This window comes from Acinetobacter lwoffii (genome assembly GCF_024129115.1).
Classification (GTDB): domain Bacteria; phylum Pseudomonadota; class Gammaproteobacteria; order Pseudomonadales; family Moraxellaceae; genus Acinetobacter; species Acinetobacter lwoffii_T.
In genome coordinates this window covers 220,467-244,290 of the sequence record NZ_JAMXXO010000002.1, presented here as the reverse complement: position 1 = coordinate 244,290, position 23,824 = coordinate 220,467, and the positions used below count along the sequence as shown (strand labels likewise).

Annotated in this window: 23 protein-coding genes; 16 read left to right on the top strand and 7 right to left on the bottom strand. The window is 44.4% G+C overall.

Going from position 1 to position 23,824, the window contains the following annotated elements:
* Positions 1-188 precede the first annotated feature (188 nt).
* The 5 genes from NI470_RS03710 to NI470_RS03690 all read left to right on the top strand — a co-directional run bounded on the left by NI470_RS03710 (position 189) and on the right by NI470_RS03690 (position 5,771).
* The gene (locus tag NI470_RS03710) at positions 189-986 is read left to right on the top strand and encodes a 2-keto-4-pentenoate hydratase (protein ID WP_253147742.1); all 798 of its coding nucleotides are present in this window, start codon (positions 189-191) and stop codon (positions 984-986) included.
* 24 nt (positions 987-1,010) lie between these two features.
* A complete protein-coding gene (locus NI470_RS03705) occupies positions 1,011-1,907 on the top strand; it encodes an acetaldehyde dehydrogenase (acetylating) (protein ID WP_213686463.1) in 897 nt (298 codons plus the stop codon).
* A 12-nt stretch (positions 1,908-1,919) separates the two neighbouring features.
* The gene (gene dmpG, locus NI470_RS03700; RefSeq protein WP_005107995.1) at positions 1,920-2,939 is read left to right on the top strand and encodes a 4-hydroxy-2-oxovalerate aldolase; all 1,020 of its coding nucleotides are present in this window, start codon (positions 1,920-1,922) and stop codon (positions 2,937-2,939) included.
* Between the two features lie 429 nt (positions 2,940-3,368).
* Positions 3,369-4,631: an OprD family outer membrane porin gene (locus NI470_RS03695; protein WP_253147741.1), complete on the top strand. Its 1,263-nt coding sequence runs from the start codon at positions 3,369-3,371 to the stop codon at positions 4,629-4,631.
* Positions 4,632-4,910: 279 nt separating this feature from the next.
* Positions 4,911-5,771, top strand: a complete 861-nt coding sequence (locus NI470_RS03690) for an alpha/beta fold hydrolase (protein WP_213686461.1) — start codon at positions 4,911-4,913, stop codon at positions 5,769-5,771.
* Positions 5,772-6,151: 380 nt separating this feature from the next.
* Here NI470_RS03690 and hcaR read toward each other — a convergent pair whose 3' ends face one another.
* Positions 6,152-7,060 (bottom strand): DNA-binding transcriptional regulator HcaR, encoded by a 909-nt coding sequence (gene hcaR / locus NI470_RS03685; RefSeq protein ID WP_253147740.1) that lies wholly within the window; start codon positions 7,058-7,060, stop codon positions 6,152-6,154.
* 281 nt (positions 7,061-7,341) lie between these two features.
* Between hcaR and hcaE the strand changes: the two genes are divergently transcribed.
* The 9 genes from hcaE to NI470_RS03640 all read left to right on the top strand — a co-directional run bounded on the left by hcaE (position 7,342) and on the right by NI470_RS03640 (position 16,291).
* Entirely contained in the window at positions 7,342-8,709 is a 1,368-nt protein-coding gene (gene hcaE, locus NI470_RS03680) for a 3-phenylpropionate/cinnamic acid dioxygenase subunit alpha (protein ID WP_004278520.1), read from the top strand.
* Positions 8,706-9,224 carry a 3-phenylpropionate/cinnamic acid dioxygenase subunit beta gene (hcaF, locus tag NI470_RS03675; protein ID WP_004647365.1) on the top strand — a complete coding sequence of 173 codons (519 nt, stop codon included), beginning with the start codon at positions 8,706-8,708 and terminating at the stop codon, positions 9,222-9,224. The genes hcaE and hcaF overlap by 4 nt, the downstream gene beginning before the upstream one ends.
* Positions 9,224-9,550, top strand: coding sequence for a 3-phenylpropionate/cinnamic acid dioxygenase ferredoxin subunit (hcaC, locus tag NI470_RS03670; protein ID WP_004278517.1), 327 nt, complete (start codon positions 9,224-9,226; stop codon positions 9,548-9,550). The genes hcaF and hcaC overlap by 1 nt, the downstream gene beginning before the upstream one ends.
* 2 nt (positions 9,551-9,552) lie before the next feature.
* Entirely contained in the window at positions 9,553-10,368 is an 816-nt protein-coding gene (gene hcaB, locus NI470_RS03665) for a 3-phenylpropionate-dihydrodiol/cinnamic acid-dihydrodiol dehydrogenase (protein ID WP_253147739.1), read from the top strand.
* A gap of 73 nt (positions 10,369-10,441) precedes the next feature.
* The gene (locus NI470_RS03660) at positions 10,442-11,407 is read left to right on the top strand and encodes a 3-carboxyethylcatechol 2,3-dioxygenase (protein WP_253147738.1); all 966 of its coding nucleotides are present in this window, start codon (positions 10,442-10,444) and stop codon (positions 11,405-11,407) included.
* Between the two features lie 4 nt (positions 11,408-11,411).
* Positions 11,412-12,638, top strand: coding sequence for a 3-phenylpropionate/cinnamic acid dioxygenase ferredoxin--NAD(+) reductase subunit (hcaD, locus tag NI470_RS03655; protein WP_005102991.1), 1,227 nt, complete (start codon positions 11,412-11,414; stop codon positions 12,636-12,638).
* A gap of 168 nt (positions 12,639-12,806) precedes the next feature.
* The gene (locus NI470_RS03650) at positions 12,807-13,712 is read left to right on the top strand and encodes a DMT family transporter (protein ID WP_253147737.1); all 906 of its coding nucleotides are present in this window, start codon (positions 12,807-12,809) and stop codon (positions 13,710-13,712) included.
* Between the two features lie 181 nt (positions 13,713-13,893).
* A complete protein-coding gene (locus NI470_RS03645) occupies positions 13,894-14,829 on the top strand; it encodes a cation diffusion facilitator family transporter (protein ID WP_253147736.1) in 936 nt (311 codons plus the stop codon).
* Positions 14,830-15,235: 406 nt separating this feature from the next.
* Positions 15,236-16,291: an MBL fold metallo-hydrolase gene (locus tag NI470_RS03640; RefSeq protein ID WP_004278509.1), complete on the top strand. Its 1,056-nt coding sequence runs from the start codon at positions 15,236-15,238 to the stop codon at positions 16,289-16,291.
* Here NI470_RS03640 and NI470_RS03635 read toward each other — a convergent pair.
* The 3 genes from NI470_RS03635 to NI470_RS03625 form a co-directional block, all read right to left on the bottom strand.
* Positions 16,281-16,691, bottom strand: a complete 411-nt coding sequence (locus NI470_RS03635; protein ID WP_071850443.1) for a DoxX-like family protein — start codon at positions 16,689-16,691, stop codon at positions 16,281-16,283. The two genes, NI470_RS03640 and NI470_RS03635, sit on opposite strands and share 11 nt — an antisense overlap.
* Positions 16,681-17,124 carry a thiol-disulfide oxidoreductase DCC family protein gene (locus NI470_RS03630; protein WP_253147735.1) on the bottom strand — a complete coding sequence of 148 codons (444 nt, stop codon included), beginning with the start codon at positions 17,122-17,124 and terminating at the stop codon, positions 16,681-16,683. Before NI470_RS03630 ends, NI470_RS03635 begins: the two co-directional genes overlap by 11 nt.
* A 95-nt stretch (positions 17,125-17,219) precedes the next feature.
* Positions 17,220-18,740, bottom strand: coding sequence for a catalase (locus tag NI470_RS03625; RefSeq protein WP_253137598.1), 1,521 nt, complete (start codon positions 18,738-18,740; stop codon positions 17,220-17,222).
* A gap of 619 nt (positions 18,741-19,359) precedes the next feature.
* Between NI470_RS03625 and NI470_RS03620 the strand changes: the two genes are divergently transcribed.
* Positions 19,360-19,539, top strand: a complete 180-nt coding sequence (locus NI470_RS03620) for a DUF7230 family protein (RefSeq protein ID WP_004278505.1) — start codon at positions 19,360-19,362, stop codon at positions 19,537-19,539.
* Here the strand turns inward: NI470_RS03620 and NI470_RS03615 are convergent.
* The 3 genes from NI470_RS03615 to NI470_RS03605 form a co-directional block, all read right to left on the bottom strand.
* Positions 19,536-20,036, bottom strand: a complete 501-nt coding sequence (locus NI470_RS03615; RefSeq protein ID WP_253147734.1) for a hypothetical protein — start codon at positions 20,034-20,036, stop codon at positions 19,536-19,538. The two genes, NI470_RS03620 and NI470_RS03615, sit on opposite strands and share 4 nt — an antisense overlap.
* 42 nt (positions 20,037-20,078) lie before the next feature.
* Positions 20,079-22,376 carry a phosphoenolpyruvate--protein phosphotransferase gene (ptsP, locus tag NI470_RS03610; RefSeq protein ID WP_004647377.1) on the bottom strand — a complete coding sequence of 766 codons (2,298 nt, stop codon included), beginning with the start codon at positions 22,374-22,376 and terminating at the stop codon, positions 20,079-20,081.
* A gap of 89 nt (positions 22,377-22,465) precedes the next feature.
* The gene (locus NI470_RS03605; protein WP_004278502.1) at positions 22,466-22,948 is read right to left on the bottom strand and encodes an RNA pyrophosphohydrolase; all 483 of its coding nucleotides are present in this window, start codon (positions 22,946-22,948) and stop codon (positions 22,466-22,468) included.
* Between the two features lie 182 nt (positions 22,949-23,130).
* Between NI470_RS03605 and NI470_RS03600 the strand changes: the two genes are divergently transcribed.
* Positions 23,131-23,781, top strand: a complete 651-nt coding sequence (locus NI470_RS03600; RefSeq protein ID WP_004729447.1) for an HAD family hydrolase — start codon at positions 23,131-23,133, stop codon at positions 23,779-23,781.
* Positions 23,782-23,824 lie beyond the last annotated feature (43 nt).

The window sequence follows — 23,824 nt, the reverse complement described above, 5'->3', positions numbered from 1 at the left end:
ATAGCTATAGCAAAAAATAAAATAACTATTGGCACAAATGCCGGATTTTTCCCATCCTAAAACTGTTTATTCCTATGCTCGCTCTGAGAAAGGCAGTCCATGCGGATGATCAGCCTGATCATTTTCATATTTTCTGTCCCTCTTAGATGCCGGCATAAGCCTAATTTTTGCAGTTTAAGGAAACATTGATGTCGAATTCTGCTGTTGTTGAATCAGTTGCACAAGCACTTCGTAGCGCTGAATTATCACAAACTGCGATTGCACCGATTCGCCCGGAACTTGGCGGTGAAAGTGCTGACGTAGATATCGCCTATGCCGTTCAGGAAGTGAATACCGAGCGTGCTTTGTCTGAAGGTCGCCGTCTGGTGGGTCGTAAAATCGGTTTGACGTCTAAAGTCGTTCAAGCGCAACTGGGTGTAGATCAGCCGGATTTTGGTATGTTATTTGCCGACATGGCTTATGGCGATGGTGAAGCAATTCCAGCTGGCCTTCTGCTTCAGCCAAAAGTTGAAGCAGAAATCGCATTGGTGATTAACCAGGATTTAACCAAAGAAAAACACACGTATGCAGACATTATCAGCGCAACTGATTATGCATTGCCTGCAATTGAAGTGGTCGATAGCCGTATCGAAAACTGGAAAATTAGCCTGATTGATACTGTGGCGGATAACGCATCTTCTGCTGCATTTGTCTTAGGTTCTCAGCCGGTTAAATTAGAAAATCTTGATCTTGTGAACTGCAAGATGGTGATGACACGCGGTGAGGAAGTCGTTTCTCAAGGCGTGGGTAAAGCATGTCTGGCAAACCCATTGAATGCTGCTGTTTGGCTGGCAGATGAAATGGTACGCCGTAGTCGTCCGCTGTTAAAAGGCGACATCATCTTGACGGGTGCCTTAGGTCCAATGGTTGTGGCTCAACCAGGTGATGAATTCAAGGTTGAAATTGAAGGCTTTGGTTCAGTAACTGCTGCATTCGCAGCTGAATAATCAAGATTCCAAGAGAGTACATTCATGAAAAAGATTAAATGTGCAATGATCGGTCCAGGGAATATTGGTACTGATTTGCTTTATAAATTACAACGTAGCGAATGGTTAGAGCCTGTTTGGATGGTGGGGATTGACCCGACTTCTGAAGGTCTGGCGCGTGCTGCAAAAATGGGTTTAAAAACCACAGCTGAAGGTGTCGATGGTCTGCTTCCTCATATTCTTGAAGATGACATCAAAATTGCATTCGACGCAACTTCTGCTTATGTCCATGCTGAAAACAGCCGCAAGCTGAATGAACTTGGCGTGTTGATGATCGACTTAACGCCTGCTGCGATTGGTCCATTTTGTGTACCACCAGTCAACCTTGAAGCATTACTACAAGCGGGCGAAGTACCAAACGTGAACATGGTGACATGTGGCGGTCAGGCAACGATTCCGATGGTGGCTGCGGTTTCTCGCGTTCAACCTGTTGAATACGGCGAAATCATTGCAACTGTATCGACTAAGTCGGTTGGTCCGGGAACGCGTAAAAACATTGATGAATTCACACGTACTACTGCAGGTGCCATTGAGAAAGTCGGCGGCGCGAAACAAGGTAAAGCGATTATCATCATTAACCCGGCTGAGCCACCTCTAATGATGCGTGATACTGTTCACTGTCTAGTAGAAGGTGAGCCGGATCAGGCAGCGATCACTGAATCTGTACATGCCATGATCAAGGAAGTCCAAAAATACGTACCAGGTTACAAACTGGTAAATGGTCCAGTATTTGATGGCAACCGTGTATCAATTTACTTGGAAGTTGAAGGTCTGGGTGACTTCCTGCCGAAATACGCAGGCAACCTGGATATTATGACTGCAGCAGCTGCACGTACTGCAGAAATGTTCGCAGAACACGTGTTCAACATCGCTGAAGCTTAAAGGAATACCAAAATGTCTAAGATTATTGTTCATGATATGACTTTGCGTGATGGTATGCACCCGCAGCGCCATCAAACGACTGTTGAGCAAATGATTGCAATTTCAACCGCACTTGATGATGCAGGCGTACCTTTAATTGAAGTAACGCACGGTGACGGCCTGGGCGGTTCATCAGTGAACTACGGTTTTGCTGCTGCAACAGATGAAGAATATTTGTCTGCTGTTGTGCCACGTATGAAAAATGCAAAAATTTCTGCATTGCTTCTTCCTGGTATCGGTACGGTTGACCATTTGAAAATGGCACATGAAATTGGTGTTTCTACTATTCGTGTGGCGACGCATTGTACTGAAGCGGATTGTTCTGAACAGCACATCACCGCTGCACGTAAACTAGACATGGACACTGTGGGCTTCTTGATGCTTGCGCACATGGCAACACCTGAAAAATTGCTTGAAGAAGCAAACAAGATGGTGTCTTACGGTGCAAACTGTATCTATGTGACAGATTCAGCAGGTTATATGCTTCCTCAAGACGTTATTGATCGCGTAGGTCACTTACGTCAACACTTGGACCCAAGCATTGAGCTTGGTTTCCACGGTCATCACAACTTAGGTATGGGTGTATCGAATACTGTTGCTGCGGTTCAGGCAGGTGCAGTACGTGTTGACTTGGCATCTGCAGGTTTGGGTGCTGGCGCAGGTAATACGCCACTTGAACTGTTTATCGCTGTGGCAAACCGTATGGGTATGGACACTGGCGTTGACTTGTTCAAAGTACAAGATGTTGCTGAAGATCTAGTGATTCCAATGATGCACAACCCAATTCGTGCAGACCGTGATGCGGCTACTTTAGGTTATGCGGGTGTTTACTCTTCATTCCTGTTGTTTGCTAAACGCGCTGAAGCGAAATATGGCGTATCTGCACGTGAAATCCTGATGGAACTGGGTCGCCGTGGTACGGTAGGTGGTCAGGAAGACATGATTGAAGACCTGGCATTAACCATGTCTAAAGCGCGCGAGTTACAAGCTTAATTTTTAATGCATTCGTATTAAAATAAGGCTAATAAAAAAGCATCCGATTTGGATGCTTTTTTATTATTAAGTAGATTTAATAATATATTAAAACTCTGATCTCAGATATTTTAGTTATAGTGTTATGTGAAGATTATTTCAGTTTAATTTTTTCCTTAAACATAAAAACGATAAATAAAAAATATTATCTTAAAGTTTTTAAAAAAATTGCACTTATTAATAAAGGAAACAGAAATTTGAATTAAATATCTGGTCAAATTTTTATTTTCATTAATCGGTTTAAAATCTAAGAGATTGAGTGCTTAAATCTGGGCCCGGAATATGCAGAGCTAAAAGAGCAAAAGTTTAATACTGTGGTCGGATTTTTTATTTAAACCGACTTGCGCATGATGGCTGCATGGATTTTATTAGCTGAATGGGGAACTCATCATGCGTCGTCACAATTTATGGATTGCAATGCTTGCTGCGACAGCAACTTTAGGGACAACTGCAACGAATGCAGACTTTATTGACGACAGCAATGTTCAACTCAAATTTAAAAACTTTTATCTAGACCGTCAGTATCAAGATGACTATTCATCACGTAACTGGGGTTCTTGGTCACAAGGGGTGACTCTGGATGCCAAGTCCGGTTATCACGATATCGGTGGTGGTGTGCAGGTTGGTGCTGATGTACTGGTGCAACATGCAGTCAAACTCAATGGCCGTGATAAAAATCCGGACTGGGTTTTACCGCACGATGGCAAAGAGTCAAAAGACCATTTCGGTAAAGTCGGCGCGACCTTAAAAGCCAAAGTGTCACAAACTGAACTGAAAGTCGGTGAGTTATTGCCGGTATCTCCAGTCTTGGTATTCGATCCATCGCGTCAGTTATTGACGACTTATAGTGGTGCCTGGTTAGAGTCTAAAGACCTTAAAGATACTAAACTGACTCTGGCTTATATTGATGGCATTAATAACCGTTATGACAACCAGTTCCGTGATTTAACTAAATTTGCTCCACCAAGTTTCTATGATACGGGTGCTGAAGCTGATGGCATGTGGATTGCGGGTGTAGATCACCAACTCACTAAAGAAGTAGGTGCGAGCTACTGGTATGCCGATGTTCAAGACATTTATCAACAGCATTATCTAGGTGTCAATTACAAAACTGCGCTTGGTGAAAAAACCAAATTAGATAGCCATATTCGTTACTTCGATAACTCGGAGTCAGGTGACAAGCTGTATGGTGAGATCGATAACCAGGCTGTGTCTGTCGCCGCAAAAGTGAATCATGGTGCACATAGCGTAGGTGTGGGTTACCAGCAAATGTTTAGTGATAGCGCATTCCCGACATTGGGTGGCTGGGTGCCACAGCCTTATCTGGCGAACTGGGGGGTAGCGACCTTTACCGCACCAGAAGAAAAGTCATGGAGTGTTTCTTATGGCTATGACTTCTCTGAAATGGGTGCAAAAGGCCTAAACGCAACAGCCGTATATTTCAAAGGTTATGATCAGAAAGGTACTGGGGCGTATCAAGGTCAGAACTTCAATACGGATGAAGTGAATGCCATCGTGAACTACACTGTGCCAGAAGGTAAATTAAAAGGTTTGGGTGTACAGGCGATGTATATTGATGTGAATTTTGCCAATCCAGCAAAACCAGACCTGCAAGAATACCGTGTCGCCACCACTTATACCCATAAATTCTAATACCCCTATATTTTAAAAGCAGTCAGTCTTCTGGCTGCTTTTTGGTTTAAGAATGCAGTTAAAACCTTAGTTTATGTAGGGTTTAATTTATAAAAAAATATATAAAACAAACACTTAAATTATATCTATTTTGTTGGGTGCAATCGTAATTTTGTATCAGTTTGCTGCGGTTGAGCGGTTAATATAAGGGTGTACACAAGTCATTTTAATGAGTCAACTTGACGTCGAATTCTTGAAAATAGAGGGACACGCAAGCGAAAGACTGTAAGAGGAAGCAATATGAGCACTGTTCAAATCCCTGACTATCAAACAGATCCATTCTTTGGCTTAGAAGACAAATGGATTGAAACCGCTGAAGGCGAGTTGACCCATTACCACGAAATTGGTGAAGGTACGCCTATTCTATTTTTACACGGTTCAGGTACAGGTGTATCGGCCGCGGCAAACTGGTGGTTAAACCTGCCACAAATTGGCGAGCAGGCGCGTTGTATCGCGATTGATACCGTTGGTTATGGCCAAACTGTGGTTGCGCCGGGTACTGAATATGGTATCCGTGCCTGGGTAGATCATGCGATTCGTACGCTAGACGCTTTGGGTATCGAAAAAACCTGGTTGGTCGGTAACTCTCTGGGTGGCTGGTTAGCATTCCAGATGGCATTGGATTATCCAGATCGTATTTTGGGTATCGTGTCTATGGGTACGGGCGGTGCGAAACAGACAGCTGCACTTAAAGCTCACGCAAACCCAGTTCTTACAGAAGAAGGAATCAAGAAAACCCTTTCTATGTTTGTCGTAAACAAAGACCTGATTACTGATGAACTGGTAAAAGTACGTTTTGCTTCTGCTGCAAATGACTATGCATCAAATCGTTTAATGGATGTGGTTGGCGCACGTGACCGTGACCGTTTCGAATTCCCATTAGACTTCGAAAAAATGAAAGACATTACTGTGCCTGTACTATTGATTCATGGTACGCAAGACGTGGTGATTCCGGTTTCTCGTACTTGGGACATCCTGAACATCGTGCCAAATGCTGATGCACATATCTTCAGCCAATGCGGTCACTGGTCTCAAGTTGAAAAAGCAGATGAGTTCAACACTGTGATCAAAAACTACTTGGCTGTACACGGCGTAAAATAAGCTCGATGTAGTTTTAAAAAGGATGGCTTCGGTCATCCTTTTTTATATCGGGAATATTTAAGGTAGCGTACCTAAGTGAGTTTGATTCTCATTTATTTGGATAAATCTAAAAATCTAATAATTTTTATAGGTTTGAGCTATTTAAACTGAGAAAAATCCGAATTAAATTTTATTAGACTTAAGTGGTAAATGCAGCACATTTAGAGCTAAAAATACACAATTTTGGTCGAGGTCAAGTGACAAATTTAAACGCTAGAAATAGATTCTTTATCACAAAATAGAATTAAAAACGAATTCTTAAGCATAAAATAATAAAATAAAAAAAGCACATGCCTATCAAAAGTTGAATGGCATGTGCTTAATGCAGGAAAGGAATAGAATTAATTTTGTTCGCTACGGTTAATATCCAGATAGAACACACGAGTCAAAAGTTCAAGAAATTTGCTGACGGCATAGGATTTATTGTTTTTATGGTAGCTGACATACAGGTCTAAATAGGGCAATTCCACGTCCAGCGGACGAATCACGGTATTATCCATAGTCAGTGGTGCAATATAGCCAGGCAAAATGGTACAGCCCAAGCCCATTCCGATCGAGTTGATATTAAATAAAATATTATCGGCCTTTTGCACAATATTGAATTCAATGCCGTTGGCTTTGGCAAAGTCCAGAATCGCCTGGTTTAGGGTCAAGGACTGCTCTGCTGATGGGATAATAAAATCAATACTATTCAATGCCTTAACAGAAATTCTTTCGTATTTTGCTAAAGGGTGATCTTTAGGCAGAAGAAAAATTAGCGGTTCACGAATCACGAACTGGCTTTCAATTTCATCACTATTGAAATTATGACGAGTAAATGTCAGATCCAGATCGCCTTTTTTTAACAAACGCATTTGCTCATTATTGTTCAGGCTGAGCAGTTCAATTTTTAAATCCGGGTTCTGTACACGTAGATTTGGCAAGATATACGGGAAGATTTTCATCTCGGCCACCGGTACAAAACCGATGCGGAGCATTTGCTGTTTGGCCTGTGACACCTGACGTGCCATGGCAACCGCTTTGTCCGCCTGTGCCAAGGTGAGACGAGCCTGTTCCAGGAATACGGTACCTTCTTCGGTCAGCTCTACTTTACGTTTGGTTCGGTTGAGTAGCTTTACCCCGACATCTTCTTCCAGGTCTTTGATTTGCTGGCTAAGTGAGGGTTGAGCCGTATAAAGTTTAAGTGCTGCCTTACTAAAATTGAGCTCTTCAGCAACGGTGATAAAGTAGCGAAGGTGTCGTAATTCCATGTCATCAACCCAAAGAGTAATCCAAAAAATGTCTTACTATAATTTCCTCAAAGTATAATCTATAAACAACTATGTCGTGAAGATTATTTTCCCATTCATAAACTAAATGCTCTGGCGGGATTAATAGATGTTTTAATATAAAAATTCACGTGCTTAATAATTGCTTTAAGCTCTTAATTGAAACAAAAAAAATATTTCCCGAAAAACGCTGTCAAATCCATCATCGTTGAAAAGTTGAGTCTATTACTTTGTGCCAAAGATAGGTCACAGGAGAGCTTTTCATGAGTGGAAAAATTGATGTGCGCGAAATCGATGCTTTAGTCGATGCACAAAATGGACGTATTACGCCATCTATTTATACAGATCCTGACATTTACGAATTAGAACTCGAACGTGTTTTCGGTCGTACTTGGTTATTCCTTTGCCATGAAAGCCAAATTCCTAAGGCTGGTGATTTCTTCAACACCTACATGGGTGAAGATCCAATCATTGTGGCACGTCAAAAAGATGGCTCAATCAAAGCATTTTTAAACCAGTGTCGTCACCGCTCTATGCGTGTAAGCTTCGCTGACTGTGGTAATACCCGTGCATTTACTTGCCCGTACCACGGCTGGTCATACGGCATTGACGGTTCTTTAAAAGATATCCCGCTGGAAGATCGTGCTTATCCGCATGGTGCATGTAAAGAGCAATGGGGTCTGGTTGAAGTGAATCGTGTGAAGTCTTACAAAGGCTTGGTATTCGCTTGTTGGGATGAAACCACGCCTGATCTTGAAGAATACATGGGCGATATCGCGTGGTACTTAGATGGCGTTGTTGACCGTCGTCCAGGTGGTACGGAAATCATTGGTGGTGTACATAAGTGGGAAATCGAGTGTAACTGGAAGTTTGCAGCGGAACAGTTTGCATCTGACCAATACCACGCCTTGTTCTCTCACGCTTCTGCGATCCAAGTATTGGGTGCGAAACCAGACGACGAATCATCTAAGAAATTAGGTGCTGCGCAAACTGCTCGTCCAGTTTGGGAAACGGCTAAAGACGCGATCCAATACGGTTCACGTGGTCACGGTTCAGGCTTCTTCTTTACTGAAAAACCAGATGCAAACGTATGGGTTGACGGTGAAGTTGCCAACTACTTCCGTGAAACTTACGACGAAGTTAAAGAGCGCCTAGGCGAGACTCGTGCACTGCGTCTTGCAGGGCACAACACCATGTTCCCAACTTTGTCTTGGTTGAACGGTACTGCAACACTTCGCGTATGGCACCCACGTGGTCCAAACAAAACTGAAGTGTGGGCATTCTGTATTGCTGATGCTGAAGCATCTCAAGAAGTGAAAGAAGCATTTGAGCGTTCTGCAACGCGTGCCTTTGGTCCAGCCGGTTTCCTGGAGCAAGATGACTCTGAAAACTGGATCGAGATCCAAAAAGTTTTACGTGGTTATAAAGCGCGTCAAAACAAACTCATTATGGAAATGGGTAAAGGCAACGAAAAAGTACGTGAAGATGGTATCCCGGGTATCACCAACTACATTTTCTCTGAAACTGCAGCACGTGGTATGTACCGCCGCTGGGCAGATTTATTGATCCATGAAAAATGGGAAGACGTAGAAAAAGCAGCTGACGAATATGAGAAGGAGCTTATGAAATGAGTCAAATCAGCTTAGAACTTCATCACCAAATTAGTCAGTTCCTGTATCGCGAAGCAAAATTGCTAGACGATTGGAAATTCCGCGAATGGTTGGATACGTTAGCTGAAGATATTTCTTACACGCTACGTACCACGCCAAACGCACAAACCCGTGACCGTCGTCGTTCAGTTGAACCACCTACCACTTGGGTGTTTAACGATTCGAAAGACCTTTTAGAACGTCGTGTAGCACGTCTGGAAACCGGTATGGCTTGGGCTGAAGAGCCTCCATCACGTACCACCCACATGGTGAGCAACGTGATCGTAGAGCCAACTGAAGTTGAAGGCGAATACGACGTGTACGTAACCTATTTGCTATATCGTACGCAAAAAGAGAAAGACATTGTCATTTACTGCGGTAAACGTCATGACAAGATCCGTAAAGTTGAAGGCGGCCTCGGCTTCCAGATCTTCAACCGTAAGATCACGCTTGATCAAGCGACATATAGCTCACATAACCTGAGTGTGTTCTTCTAATGAATAAGATTTTTGTTTGCCAAGTTGACGAATTAGACGAAGGCGAAGCGTTAAAAGTAGATTGTGGCGTAAACGGTATCGAAGCGCTGGCTGTATTTAACAATGGCGGTGAATTCTTCGCTATGAACGATAAATGCAGTCATGGTAATGCGTCAATGTCTGAAGGTTACCTTGAAGATGACGGTACTGTTGAATGTCCATTGCATTCAGCACGTTTCTGTTTAAAAACAGGTGAAGCATTGTGTTTACCTGCAACTGATCCAATCAAAACATTCCCAGTGATTGTTGAAGATGGTCAATTGTTTGTAGAGATGGCAGGAGAGTAAGCATGGGTTGGCTACAAGGCGAAGTTGCACTTATTACTGGTGGTGGTTCAGGCTTAGGCTGGGCTTTGGTAGAACGTTTTATTGAGGAAGGTGCGCAAGTCGCTGTTCTTCAACGTTCAAAAGCTAAAGTAGATGCATTAAATGAACACTTCGGTGGAAAAGTTCTTGCGATCGAAGGTGATGTAGCCAGCTATGCAGATAACGTTCGTGCAGTTCAAGCAACTGTGGAACGTTTCGGTAAACTCGATTGTTTCGTTGGTAATGCCGGTATCTGGGATCACTATGCCGATATCGTCAATACCTCTGGTGAGCAGCTGGAGAAAGCCTTTGACGAGATTATGGGGATTAATACCAAATCTCTGATCCTTGGTGCGAAGGCTGCACTGGATGCATTGATCGCTTCTGAAGGTTCTATCATATTTACTTTGTCTAATTCGGCACTGTACTCCGCTGGCGGAGGCCCTGTATATACTGCATCTAAGCATGCGGGTGTCGGGATTATGAAAGAATTGGCTTATGAGCTTGCGCCTAAAGTACGAGTGAACGCGGTTGCGCCGTCAGGTATGAATGTGAATATCAAAGGCGCGGCATCGCTCGGTCAGGAAAATGTGGGCCTGCTCGATGCACGTGATCCTGAGAAAATTGCACGTAGCATGCCACTGAATTTCTTGCCTGAACCGGAAGATATGACCGGCTCATACGTGCTCTTGGCATCTCGTCAAAATAACCGTCCTCTGACTGGTGTTCTGATCAATGCAGAATGCGGTTTGGGTATTCGTGGCCTACGTCAGCCACGTGCAGGTTTCTTTGACGAATAAACATCTAGTCTCATTCAAATGGACTTACCGGCAGCCTCTTCTCTCAGGGCTGCTTTCCTTCTAGGAGTCTCTCATGGCCGTTAAACTTATTTGTGCATCGCACAGTCCTTTAATGGAATTTGCTTCACCTCAAGATCAATCAAAAGAGCAAAAAGTTCGTGCTGCTTTTGAAAGACTCTCTGCTGAAGTAAAAGCTTACGACCCAACCCTGATCATCACTTTTGGTCCTGACCATTTTAATGGTTTCTTCTATGACCTGATGCCAAGTTTCTGCGTGGGTATTCGTGCCAAAGCCGCAGGTGACTGGGATTATGGCAAGGACAATGACCATATTGATGTACCTGAAGACAAGGCATTAGATCTGGTTCGACGTGTACTGGATGAAGGCGTAGATGTTGCCTACTCATACCGTATGCAGGCGGATCATGGCGTGACTCAGCCCTTACATTTCCTGTGTGAAGGTAAACTTGACCGTTATCCAACGATTCCAATTTTTATTAATGGCGCTGCAGCACCGATGCCAACTACCAAGCGTACCATCGCTTTAGGCCGTGCTGTGGGTCAATACATCAAGTCTTTAAACCTTGAAAACGAGCGTGTGCTTGTTTTAGGTACCGGTGGTCTGTCACATGATCCACCTACACCGCAAATGGGTGCTGTACCACCAGAAGTGGAAGAGTTCCTGATTGCAGGCCGTTATCCAACGCCTGAAGCACGTCATGCACGTCAATCCAAAATTATTGCAGTGGGTCAAAAGCTGGCAGCAGGGGATACGTCAGTTGCCGTGCCTTTGAATGCTGAATGGGATATTGCCCTGCTGGAAACCTTCAAGAATGCTGATTTTGCAACATTAGAAGCCATGACGGAAGCTGAGATCCGTCGTGATGGCGGTCGTGGCGGTCAGGAAGTCCGTTCCTGGATGGCTGCTTTTGCTGCATTACATGAAGTCGGTGAGTATGAAATGACCACGCATTGCTATGAAGACATCAGCGAATGGATTGCCGGCTTTGGTATCGTATCTGCAGAGTTAAAAGGTTAAGAAAATGAGCAACGTAAACAACATCGTGATCGTGGGTGCTGGCCAGGCAGGTGCGAGCGCAATTTTAGAACTTCGTGGCAACAAGTATGAAGGCAAAATTACCTTAATTGGTGATGAAAGCCATCTTCCTTATGAGCGTCCACCGTTGTCTAAAGATGTGATTCTAAAACCTGAAGAAACCAAGATCGAAATCCTGTCGGAACAGAAACTGGCAGATTTAGGCGTAGAAACGATTCGCGGCAATGGCGTAGCGAAAATTAATGCCGAAGCGAAAACGGTTGAACTCCTGAACGGTGATGTTGTTGCTTACGACAAGCTCTTGCTTGCAACAGGTGGTGCCGCGCGCCGTTTGCCTAATTTCGATGCTTTGGGCAAACACGTCTATACCCTGCGTAACTTGGAAGATTCACAGGCACTGGTGCCTGTACTTCAAGCCGGTCGCCGTATCATCCTGATCGGTGGTGGCGTGATTGGTCTTGAGTTGGCATCATCTGCACGTTACAAAGACTGTCAGGTGACTGTGATCGAAATGGGTCCGATGGTTATGGGTCGTTGTTCACCACAAATCCTGAGCGAATTCCTGCTAGAGCAGCATCGTCAAAACCAGGTCGATGTGCGTCTTGAAACCAAGATTACAGATTGCCGTTTAGATGGTGAAGAAGTCGTGGTAACGCTGGAAGGCGGTGAAGAACTGCGTGCTGATGCTGTAGTTTACGGAATCGGAATCGTGCCAAATGCACAGCTTGCGCTAGATGTAGGTCTGGATGTTGATGTTGCGATCAAAGTGAATGAACACTGCCAAACCTCGAATGCTGATATTTATGCAGCGGGCGATGTTGCGACCCAGTTACGTGACTGTGGCAATCACCGCCGTGTGGAAACCTGGGAAAATGCCAACCTTCAGGCAGGCATCTTCGCGCGTCACGTGATGGGTGTGGAACATCCGAAAGCCAATCCGGCCTGGTTCTGGACGGATCAGCTGAATATCAACTTCCAGTTTGTCGGCGATATGGCCGCAGCTGAATGGCATATCCGTGGTGAAATGGATGCAGCCAAAGGTGCAGACAATTCATTCGTGATGTACGGTGTGACTGATGGTCAGATCGTTGGCGGGATTACCGTGAATGCAGCCAAAGAAATGCGTCATTTGAAAAAAATGATCAGCAAAAATACGGCGTTTGATGTTGAAAAACATTTAGATATCGCGCAAGACTTACGCAAAATTGCTTAAGTCGTATTGAGATATCTTGGGACAGACCTATGTTTTGCATAGGTCTGTTTTTTATGCACGAAACTTGATGAATTTATCAAAAATTAAAACTTCATCTCAGCATGAATTCGCTATACGCTATTTTTGAAGTTGCTGATCCAGAACTTCTTGGCCTCGTTTAGGAGACTTATGAGTTCTTCATCTTCATTGCCGGTCACGGCAAGTATTTACGCTTTATTGGTGCTGATCTGGGCGGCAACGCCACTGGCGATTGTCTGGAGCGTGGCCGAGATTCACCCGATGTGGGTGCTGATCATTCGCTATTTTGGTGCCTCGATTATTGCGTTGTTCCTGCTGAAGATCATGCGCGACCCGCTGCCTTTTGACCGCACTTCAATGAAAAGTTATCTGGCAGGCAGTTTGAATTTAATCGGTGCGCAGCTGTTTATTTATCTGGCGGCCAATTATCTGACCTCAGGTTTGATGGCGCTAATTTTTGGTTTTTCACCGCTGATCGCCGGTTTAATCGGTCATGTGATTTTAAAAACCCATAAACTGATCTGGCTGCAATGGCTCGGCATGGCAGTGGCCGTCGCCGGTTTATGTTTTGTTTTTGCCGACTCGGCAGACAGCAAGATTAATCCTTGGGGTGTGGTACTGATGCTGATCAGTATGGTGTCTTATATCAGCTCAATCTTCTGGGTTAAACAGATTAGTGCACCCTTGAGTCCGATGTCGCAAGCGACGGGGTCATTGCTGGTCTCCGCGGCTGGTTCAGTCATTTTAGTGCCGTTTATCTGGCAACATATGCCGACTCAGTTGCCTAGCACACAGGTAATGATCGGTTTTGTATTTACCATGATCATGTCTTCGATTGTGGCAATGCTGTGTTATTTCTGGCTGATTCGCCGTCTAAATGCTTCGACCGTTTCATTGAGTAATGTGATGACGCCGGTGATCGCTCTGGTATTGGGAGCAACCTTAAATCATGAAATTATCAGCAGTCATGCTTTTGCGGGAATTGCCGTGGTGATGTTCGGGATCATCATGTATTTCTGGAAAGAGTGGCGTGAGCAGTATTTTTCCAAGCGTTAAAACTGTAAAAATCAAAAGGGCGAAAGCCCTTTAATTATTTTAGTAGAAAGTAGAGGGATTCAGTAGCGGGAGAGATCACGACTAAGCAACAATTTGTAAAACCACTTTCAATAATAAATGATTAAGATTTTGATACATAAATCATTCAAGCTTGCACAAGCTTATTTAGGACAGTGTCAGGATGTCTGAATCCAATAAAATCGTAGTCTATGCAGCCCTGTTTGGTAATCTGGCGATTGCGCTGGTGAAATTTGTTGCGTCCTATATAACCAATAGTTCTGCCATGTTCAGTGAAGCAATTCATTCCGTAGTGGATACCTTGAATGAAATTTTACTGCTGTATGGGATGAAAAAATCAGAAAAACCTGCAAATGCCAAACATCCTTTTGGTTATGGGCGTGAACTGTATTTTTGGGCCTTTATTGTGGCACTGATGGTTTTTGCGTTGGGTGCGATTGTATCCATCTATCAGGGGATACAGCATATTCTTCAGCCTGAAGTCATGCAGGATCCATTGATCAATTATATTGTGCTAGGTCTGGCGATTCTTTTTGAAGGATTTTCATGGTCAGTGGCTTTAAAAACTTTTCGTAAACAAAAGGGAAATCTGGGATATTTTGAAGCATTTCGACACAGTAAAGATCCAACGACCTTTACCGTGTTATTTGAAGATACTGCCGCCCTGTTTGGCTTGGTGATTGCTCTGGTCGGTATCTTTCTGGCGCATCAACTGAATATTCCTGAATTAGACGGTGCCGCATCGATTTTAATTGGTATTGTTCTGGCGGTTTCTGCCTGGTTTCTGGCACGTGAAACCAAAGGTTTGTTACTGGGTGAAACGGCAGATCCAAAACTGCGTGAAGATGTATTGAACATTGCTCAACAGGATGCGGCAGTTTTCAGTGCCAATGGGGTATTGACTGAGCAGATGGGCGCTCAGCAAGTCATTGCATCATTGAGTCTGGAATTTAAAGATGATTTAACTTCTGATGAAATTGAAGCCTGTGTCAACCGGATCGAAGCGCAGATTAAACAGCTGCACCCGGAAATTATTGCTTTATTTGTGAAGCCGCAAACCAAGGCCGTATGGCTGGAACGAACTCAAGGTCGTGTATAAAGATCTAAAAAATGCTTGAGGTTGGTATTTTGATCTCAACTTGCCTTTCTCGCACAATTGATGTGATGATACTGAGGTATGGCGAATTTCATCATAAAATCATCAATGGGCAGACATGCTTTTGTCAGCATGGGCTTATAAATATTGAGTATCATTTTGTATTTTTAGACAGAAGGACAAGAGCAATATTTTTCTAGATAATCCCAGACTTCAGCCAGCCATAAGGCCGATGAAATGCCATTTTTTTGCTAAAAATAACAAAAACATACATGATTTTCTGTGACGGATTTCATACTATGTTGCAGTGTGCCTGTTTTTAGTTTGTATGCTCATTAAAAGATGCACCGCTTGACCATTTCAAGAGGTTGTTGTCTTGCATATAGCGAATAATAAATAGTGGATGTTTATGCAAGATCTTCTCAAAACTAAAAAATTCCAGTTAATCACGGAATCCAGTTGGAAACATCTCTGGTCTAAGCCAGTGTTTGAGTATCTGCATTCAGATCATTTCGACGGAAAACAGTTTCGTAATCTTGAGCATGCTTCTCTATCGCGCGGTCGCTTTGATTTATACAAATGGCTCATTACCCGAAAATCCAAGACCTGGAATGTCAATCTTGACGAAGAGCGTGCCGAGTTTTTTTCTCGTCCGCGCGCATTGCCACAGCAGCGTCCAGATGCAGCTCTGGATGACTGGCAAGTCTGGTTTATTGGTCACGCCACCACATTAATTCAGATCGGCCCCTATAACTTCCTGACTGATCCGGTTTGGGCTGAATATGCCAGTCCATCGGCTTCCACAGGGCCGCAGCGGGTCATTCCGGCTGGCATTGCTCTGGATGAGTTACCTCAGATTGATGCCGTACTGCTCAGCCATAACCATTATGATCATATGGATCTGGCTAGTCTGGAATGGCTGCACAACACTTTTGAGATGCCTATTTATACTGGTCTGGGTAATGCCTGGTATTTGCCAGAACATTATACCGTGCATGAAATGGACTGGTGGGAAAGTGCCTTTTTTGAAGAGATCCGGATTGTCTATACGCCGGCTCAACATGCCTCAGGGCGCGGCATGCGCGATCAGAACTGTGCACTTTGGGGAGGATTTTCTTTATTACATGGCAAGGAACATTGTTTTTTTGCCGGAGATAGTGGCTACGCCTCACATTTTAAAGAAATTCGTAAACGTCTGGGTGCACCGCGAATTGCCTTACTCCCGATAGGAGCGTATGAACCGCGTGAACTGATGCGCGCGATCCATATGAATCCGGAAGATGCCTTTCATGCCCATCATGACTTGCAGGCCAAATGTTCACTGGCGATTCATTACCGTACTTTTCAGCTCACGGATGAAGACCGGGATGCGCCGGAACATGAGTTGCATGAGATCATCAAGCATTCTTCCAAGTTGATTAATCCGTTTTATTGCATACGTGAAGGCAAACGAATTATTGTTTAAATATTTTACTCTGTTCCTGTTGGATGAGTTGAATGGCCACTACAGAAAGCATCAGCATGGCGGTATTCATCACCACAGGATTGAATGCTGCAGTAAGTTGCAACGGGGCTGTGAATGCAATCAGCAGTAGTAATCCAGCAAGTCCGATAATATTCAACCCATGCAAGAGTATGGACCGGTTCCATTTCAGAAAGCATAAGCCAAATAGCATTTCACATCCTCCGGAAAGTCCAACCAAGACTTTGGCCAGTGCCAGCTCAAAACCCATATTTTGCCAAATGCTAATTTCAGCGGGTGATTGGAACAGAATTTTTGGAATGAGTCCCTGATAGAGCCATAGTATGACCAAAGTCAGCTGGATAGTACGCAGTGGTTGTAGGAATACAGGTTTAGGATTCACGAACAGCTTCTTCCAGAAAATGGCGTTTATTTTCGCTGGATGGAATCAGGCAATACTCGGTTTTACCAAATAGCTTGTAACGATTTAAAGCAATCACACGATACAGAAAGTCGCGGATAAAACGCGGAACCAAATAACCTGCGCTCATTAAATTAAAAGGAAAACCGAGATGCTGCAGTACTTTCAGCAAGGCAGTCGATTCGGTATAGAGTGTGCCATCTTGAATGACGAGCATCGTGGTGTAATGTTCAGTGGGCATCTGATAATGTTCGAGCAGAGCTGTACCTAAAGGCGATTGGGCGGAAACCAGTTTAAACTGAATCTTTTTATCGTATTTAATCAGAAACCGTGTCCAGCCATTGCAGATTACGCAAACAGCATCAAATACAATGATGTCGTGTTGTTGAATGATGTCTTTAATATTCGGATGCATTGTTGTATTTCTTCTTGTGCTGACTTGCTTCTATAGTGCTTGATGCCGCAATAAAAAACCACCCGAAGGTGGTTTTTGTACATGTCTAAACTGGCTTAGAGAAAGCTAGGCAAACCTTTGGCTGGATCAGTTTCACGTGCTGCTTGGGCATCTGCTACAGTCATGCCGAGTGCTTGTGCTACGCCTTCGCCGTAGGCTGGATCACAGCTATAACAGTTGCGGATGTGACGGTATTTGATGAAATCTAGCGCATCACCCATCGCTCCGGCCGTGTTATTAAACAGAGCCTGTTTCTGCTGGTCATTCATCAGGTTGAACAGGGCGCGTGGCTGGCTGAAGTAATCATTGTCATCTTCACGGAAATCCCAGAAATCGGCATCACCGGTGATTTTCAGTGGAGGCTCTCTGAATTCCGGTTGTTCCTGCCACTGGCTAAAACTGTTCGGCTCGTAATGTGGCAATGAACCATAGTTGCCATCCATGCGGCCTTGACCATCACGGCGGTTCGAATGTACAGGACAACGTGCAGCATTGACTGGAACCTGTGAATGATTCACGCCAACACGGTAACGCGCTGCGTCGGCATAGTTCACTAAACGTGCCTGTAACATACGGTCCGGTGAGTAGCTGATGCCCGGTACAAGATTACTTGGTGCAAAGGCTGCCTGTTCTACATCCTGGAAATAGTTTTCCGGATTGCGGTTCAGTTCGAATTCACCGACTTCAATCAGTGGATAATCGCCCTTTGGCCAGACTTTGGTCAGGTCAAATGGATGATAAGGCACTGTTTCGGCTTCCAGTTCCGGCATGATCTGAACGTACATTTTCCATTTTGGATAGTCACCACGTTCGATGGCATCAAACAGGTCGGTCTGGCTGCTTTCACGGTCTTTGGCGATCAAGTCTGCAGCTTCAGCATCGGTCAGGTTCTGGATGCCTTGCTGGGTACGCATATGGAATTTTACCCAGAAGCGTTCATTTTTGGCATTGATAAAACTGAAGGTGTGACTGCCAAAACCATGCATATGACGGTAACCGGTCGGAATCCCGCGGTCGGACATGACAATGGTCACTTGATGCAAAGCTTCAGGCAACAGTGTCCAGAAATCCCAGTTATTGGTGGCGCTGCGCTTGTTGGTTTTCGGGTCGCGTTTGACTGCTTTATTCAGGTCAGGGAACTTGCGCGCATCCCGCAGGAAAAACACCGGGGTGTTATTGCCGACCAGATCCCAGTTGCCTTCTTCAGTATAGAATTTTAAGGCAAAACCGCGAATATCGCGTTCCGCATCGGCCGCACCACGTTCACCCGCCACTGTTGAGAAACGGGCAAACATTTCGGTTTTTTTGCCGACTTCAGAGAAAATTTTAGCGCGGCTATATTGGGTAATATCATTGGTCACGGTAAAGGTACCAAAAGCACCTGAACCTTTGGCATGCATACGACGCTCTGGAATCACTTCGCGGACAAAGTTGGCCAGTTTTTCATTCAGCCATAAATCCTGGGCAAGTAAAGGTCCGCGCGCACCTGCCGTCATACTGTTCTGGTTGTCGACCACAGGGGCACCAGCTTCAGTGGTCAGGTGGGTGACAGGGCATTTTTTAAAATCTTGGCTCATCTTTCCTCTCCAAGTTTTGAATATCTTATGTCGTTTACCTAGTATTCATAAAATATTGAGATATATGCTAATCAGATCAGGTTTCGCTATATTTACAATATCTTTAAATAAAGGGTGTTACAGCACAAAACGGAATTCAGGGTATAATTGAGTGAGCTCACTCAAAAAATATTTTTAAATTTAATAAAGTTTAAAATGTTGAAAATTAAATGGTTACTCTTAAAAAGTAACGGGTTTTCCACTCTGTGACAATATCAAATTCTATATATTTTGAATAACTCGAATAATGAATGGGATTAAACGAAAATAACAATATCTAAGTCGATAATATGTTTTTATCAAAGGATAAAAATAATAAGTGAATAGTATTGTTTAAAATAAATTTTATAACTGATTTATTTTAAACGTTTTTTTAATCGAGTTTTGTTGGGCTGAAGAAACCCATAAAAATAATGAATGAAATAAGGGTGTTTTCTGGCTATAACTCCCATTTTTGCATATAGAAAATCCTGGCTAAATGGGCTTTATTTTTGAAAAAGCATTGGCAAATATGCTTGAAAATTAGTCAGTCGGCCCTATAATTATCTCACTCCTTCCTCCAAATTATATAGAGAGCAAGATGGCCAAGAAAAAAACAGCCGAGCAGGTAGTGATCCACAATTTTGTGGCAAAACACATGCATGAAGTCAACAAAAGCCAGGTTTTTGTAGATCGAAAGAAAAATTCAAAACGTGGCTACAACAAGCACAGACAAGGGCGATATTCCATGGAAGATCGCCCTTTTTTAATGGCTGCTTAAGGTCTGTAAGGTGGCTGGGGACGACGTGGGGGCTGCTTAGGATTGGTTTTAACTGGAGAGAGCGGGGCGACAGGCCGGTTATTACGAGTTTGCGAATATTGATTCGGATGCCGGGATGGCGTTGTCGATTCATCCGCAATTAAGTCATTAAAGAATTTATTGAGTCTGCTTTGCACTGGCGCGTTGTGGTGAGGGGAGTGAGGCTGTGGTCTGGCCTGCTGAAAACTGGCAAATTGATCTTTTTGCTGGTGATAGAGTCTGGCGGCAATGACGGAGGGGTCATCTCTGCCTAAACGCCGCCGTTGCGATGCCGAAATTTCAATGCCCAATAATGGAGTCATTTTAGGCCGATCGGCATAGCTCGTTGCTCGATTGCTGGCAGGGCGTATATAAGATGAACCGGAATTATGAGCTTCTTTGCGGGCAGCCAAAGCTGGTGCAAGAATGACCACATAAAACACCGCAACAATCATGAACAGGATGACCAGAAATTCCATAACCACCTCTACCACTGTCGAGGGACTGGAAAAAGTCCCGTATTAGGCACTCACCATACGTGATGCTGATTTCACCATATCCCCTAAACCATGGGTTCTGAAATAATATTCTAGCCAGCTTTTTACCATGAGTGGATTGTCCATTTTTAACACATGTTGCAGCAATTCCTGTGCATCACTCATCGGAACATGACAAATGGTTTTACGTACCCGCAAAATATTACTTGAACTCATCGACAGGGTATTAAAGCCCATGGCCATGAGTAAAACGGCAGACAGTGGATCACCCGCCATTTCACCGCAGATACTGACCGGTTTTTCATTGCGATGACAGTCCTGAACCAGACGGGTCAAGGCACGCATTACTGCAGGGTGCAGGTGTGAATAGACATTGGCCACCCGTGGATTATTACGGTCGACGGCCAACAGATATTGGGTCAGATCGTTGGAGCCGACCGAGAAGAAATCGACCAGTTCGGAAAATTCATCAATCTGATATAGTACGCTGGGAACTTCCACCATAATACCGAGTTTAGGCTTGTTTACCTTGACCTGTTCTTCTTCCTGAATCGCCGCATGATCACGTTCCAGCAGATAGAGCGCTTCCTCGACCTCGCTGACACTGGTCACCATCGGCAGCAGAATATGCAGGTTATTCAGTCCGATACTGGCTTTGAGCATGGCGCGAATCTGTGAAGAAAAAATTTCCGGATGATCCAGGGTAAAACGAATGCCACGCCAGCCGAGTGCCGAATTTTCTTCTTCAATCGAGAAATACGGCAGGTCTTTGTCTGCACCAATGTCCAGCGTTCGCATCACCACCGGTTTATTGGCAAAATGACTGAGTTGCTGACGATAAATCGCACGTTGTTCTTCCTCGCCCGGGAAGCGGTCACGCAGCATAAACGGAATTTCAGAACGGTATAAACCGACACCTTTGGCACCGCGCTGCACGCCACGCACCACATCAATCATCAGGCCGGTGTTGACGTACAGTTTTACGGCGATGCCATCCGGGGTAATTGCATCTTTGGTTTCGTACTGACGCAAATCTTTGGCAATCTGTTCTTCTTCTTTTTGAATTTCTTTATAGCGACTGCGCAGGCGACGTGGCGGATTAATAAAGACCCGACCCTGATGCGCATCGACAATCATCTCCACATCATCGAGGGTATTGATTGGCAGTTCGGTTACACCGACTACGGTGGGAATGCCAAGGGCACGCGCCACGATCACCATATGCGAGTTCATGGCGCCTTCGGTAGTGACAATCGCGGCAATTTTATCCACGGGCAGTTCAACCAGTGCAGCCGTCGATATTTCCTCACCAATCAGAATACTTTCATCGGTCAATTCACGGTGACTGGCATCGGCTTCCTGTAAACGTGCCAGAATGCGGCGACCCAGATCTTTTAAGTCCGCCACTCGCTCACGTAAATAATCATCTTCCATCTGGGAAAATTGTGCCACATGATTGTCAATGACAATTCGCACGGCGCCTTGTGCCCAGTGACCTTCACGAATAAAGGCCTTGATTTCTGAAGGCAGGGCATTTTCATCCAGCATACGCAAAAACACGCTAAACAGTGCGCGTTCCTCGGCCATCAACGCATCCTGCATTTTGTCATCTAGCGACTGAATTTCTTCGCGGACTGAATTCAGGGCGTTATCTAATAGCTCCAGTTCTTCGCTAATGTCATCCGCTTCACGGTCAGGGACTGCGGCAAGATCTGCTGGCGGATAGAGAATCACTGCACGACCTAAGGCAATACCACCGGAGCCAGAAACTCCCTGAAAGGTTTTATAGGCGGGCAGGTTGCTTGGCTTACGGAATACATCGATATTGCCGACGGCATGGGCATGGGCGATGACGCCAGAAAGCTGCGCACAGAGTGTCACCAGAAAGGATTCAGCAGCTTCAGAAAAGTCCTGTGATTCTTTGTTCTGAACCACCAGCACACCCATCACCTTACGGCGATACATCACTGGCACACCGAGGAAGGAGTTATAAATTTCCTCACCGGTTTCAGGTAAAAACAGGAAGCGCTCGTGTTTAGGGGCATTGTCCAGATTGACAATTTCCTCACGCTGTCCAACCAGGCCCACCAGACCTTCGCCGGTCTGCAAAGACACATGGCCGACAGATTCTGCATTCAGGCCTTTAGACGCCATGAGCAGATAACGCTGATTGCGTTCATCGAGGAGGTAGATCGAGCAGACATCAACCTGCATGGCCTCGGCCACATGCTTGACCATAATGTCGAGTGATTCATGCAAACTGGTGGACGCATTGATCTCCTGAACAATACGTCTCAAGGTGTCCAGTTGCATATTCGACATAAGGTCTGCTCCGTCTATTCAGAATTTCAGTAATGAAGTTTATTTATAACAATAGCCGCGTAAAAAATCTGCATTATTTATGCGATTTTTTAAGGTTTTTGCTGGGGCAGTTGCTGACACAACTCCACCAAGGCTTTGCGGTAAACATCACGTTTGAAATTCACGACTTGACCGAGTGGGTACCAATAACTGACCCATTGCCATTGATCAAATTCGGGCGGATCAGACAGATTCAATTGAATATGCTGAACGGGGGCCGTGAGTTTGAGTAAAAACCACTTTTGTTTTTGACCGATACAGACCGGATCAGAGTCCGTACGAATGTATCGATGCGGCAAACGATAGCGCAACCAGCCTTTGGTTTGCGCGACTATCTGGACGTGTTCGGGCAATAAGCCAACTTCTTCTCTCAGCTCACGATAGAGTGCCTGCTCAGGGGTTTCTCCATATTGGATCCCGCCTTGTGGAAATTGCCATGCATTATGACCAATGCGTTTTGCCCATAAAACTTGTCCAGCATCGTTTGCCAAAATGATCCCGACATTCGGTCGGAAACCTTCAGAGTCGATCATTTGGCTACCTAAAAATTGTTTAATTTATGCCTTTGCCATCGGGGAGCATTATTTCGTTATCCAACTCGAAAAAAGCAAAGTTTAAAAATGTTAAAATTGCTATGATCTTAACGAATTTCTATCGACTAGCGGAGATAGATTTACAATTTTTTTCTTAAATTTCAGTTTTAACGAGTATTTTCATGAAATTGGCGCTATTTGATCTCGATCACACCTTGTTAAACACGGATTCGGATCATTCTTGGGGAGAGTTTTTGGTCAGTGAGGGCCTGGTCGATCCAGTTCAGCATCGCGCCATGAATGACAAGTTCTATGACGATTATAAAAAAGGTGAGCTGGATCCTTATGCCTATAATGAATTTGTGTTCCAGTTTCTAACCCAACATGACAATGATTATTTGATTGAATTACATCAACTGTTCATGCAAAAAGTCATTCGTCCACAAATGCGTCCTGAAGGTTTTAAAGCCATTGGGCGCCACCATGAAGCAGGGCATACCTTAGTGGGGATTACCGCGACTTCAGACTTTATTACCGCCCCCATTTTTCGTGAATTCGGAATTACTGAAATTATTGCCACCAATGCTGAAGTCATTGATGGGAAATATACTGGTAAAGTCATCAATACAGCGTGCTATCAGCAAGGCAAGCTGGTGCGTCTGGAACAATGGCTGGAGGGTCGCAATGTAACCGAGTCTTGGGCCTATTCAGATTCGATTAATGACCGTTTCTTGCTGGAATATGCGGATCATGCGATTGCAGTGAATCCGGATGATCGCTTGGAAACTCTAGCCCAAGAACAAGGCTGGGAAATACAGGACTGGTCGATCTAATCACTCCGAACTCATTGATGTGATTATTAAGTACAACTTCGGT

Bases quoted from the DNA above. Each gene is read 5' to 3' on its own strand.
- NI470_RS03710 (WP_253147742.1), top strand. From the start codon at position 189: ATGTCGAATTCTGCTGTTGTTGAATCAGTTGCACAAGCACTTCGTAGC.
- NI470_RS03705 (WP_213686463.1), top strand. From the start codon at position 1,011: ATGAAAAAGATTAAATGTGCAATGATCGGTCCAGGGAATATTGGTACT.
- dmpG (WP_005107995.1), top strand. From the start codon at position 1,920: ATGTCTAAGATTATTGTTCATGATATGACTTTGCGTGATGGTATGCAC.
- NI470_RS03695 (WP_253147741.1), top strand. From the start codon at position 3,369: ATGCGTCGTCACAATTTATGGATTGCAATGCTTGCTGCGACAGCAACT.
- NI470_RS03690 (WP_213686461.1), top strand. From the start codon at position 4,911: ATGAGCACTGTTCAAATCCCTGACTATCAAACAGATCCATTCTTTGGC.
- hcaR (WP_253147740.1), bottom strand. From the start codon at position 7,060: ATGGAATTACGACACCTTCGCTACTTTATCACCGTTGCTGAAGAGCTC.
- hcaE (WP_004278520.1), top strand. From the start codon at position 7,342: ATGAGTGGAAAAATTGATGTGCGCGAAATCGATGCTTTAGTCGATGCA.
- hcaF (WP_004647365.1), top strand. From the start codon at position 8,706: ATGAGTCAAATCAGCTTAGAACTTCATCACCAAATTAGTCAGTTCCTG.
- hcaC (WP_004278517.1), top strand. From the start codon at position 9,224: ATGAATAAGATTTTTGTTTGCCAAGTTGACGAATTAGACGAAGGCGAA.
- hcaB (WP_253147739.1), top strand. From the start codon at position 9,553: ATGGGTTGGCTACAAGGCGAAGTTGCACTTATTACTGGTGGTGGTTCA.
- NI470_RS03660 (WP_253147738.1), top strand. From the start codon at position 10,442: ATGGCCGTTAAACTTATTTGTGCATCGCACAGTCCTTTAATGGAATTT.
- hcaD (WP_005102991.1), top strand. From the start codon at position 11,412: ATGAGCAACGTAAACAACATCGTGATCGTGGGTGCTGGCCAGGCAGGT.
- NI470_RS03650 (WP_253147737.1), top strand. From the start codon at position 12,807: ATGAGTTCTTCATCTTCATTGCCGGTCACGGCAAGTATTTACGCTTTA.
- NI470_RS03645 (WP_253147736.1), top strand. From the start codon at position 13,894: ATGTCTGAATCCAATAAAATCGTAGTCTATGCAGCCCTGTTTGGTAAT.
- NI470_RS03640 (WP_004278509.1), top strand. From the start codon at position 15,236: ATGCAAGATCTTCTCAAAACTAAAAAATTCCAGTTAATCACGGAATCC.
- NI470_RS03630 (WP_253147735.1), bottom strand. From the start codon at position 17,124: ATGCATCCGAATATTAAAGACATCATTCAACAACACGACATCATTGTA.
- NI470_RS03625 (WP_253137598.1), bottom strand. From the start codon at position 18,740: ATGAGCCAAGATTTTAAAAAATGCCCTGTCACCCACCTGACCACTGAA.
- NI470_RS03620 (WP_004278505.1), top strand. From the start codon at position 19,360: ATGGCCAAGAAAAAAACAGCCGAGCAGGTAGTGATCCACAATTTTGTG.
- NI470_RS03615 (WP_253147734.1), bottom strand. From the start codon at position 20,036: ATGGAATTTCTGGTCATCCTGTTCATGATTGTTGCGGTGTTTTATGTG.
- ptsP (WP_004647377.1), bottom strand. From the start codon at position 22,376: ATGTCGAATATGCAACTGGACACCTTGAGACGTATTGTTCAGGAGATC.
- NI470_RS03605 (WP_004278502.1), bottom strand. From the start codon at position 22,948: ATGATCGACTCTGAAGGTTTCCGACCGAATGTCGGGATCATTTTGGCA.
- NI470_RS03600 (WP_004729447.1), top strand. From the start codon at position 23,131: ATGAAATTGGCGCTATTTGATCTCGATCACACCTTGTTAAACACGGAT.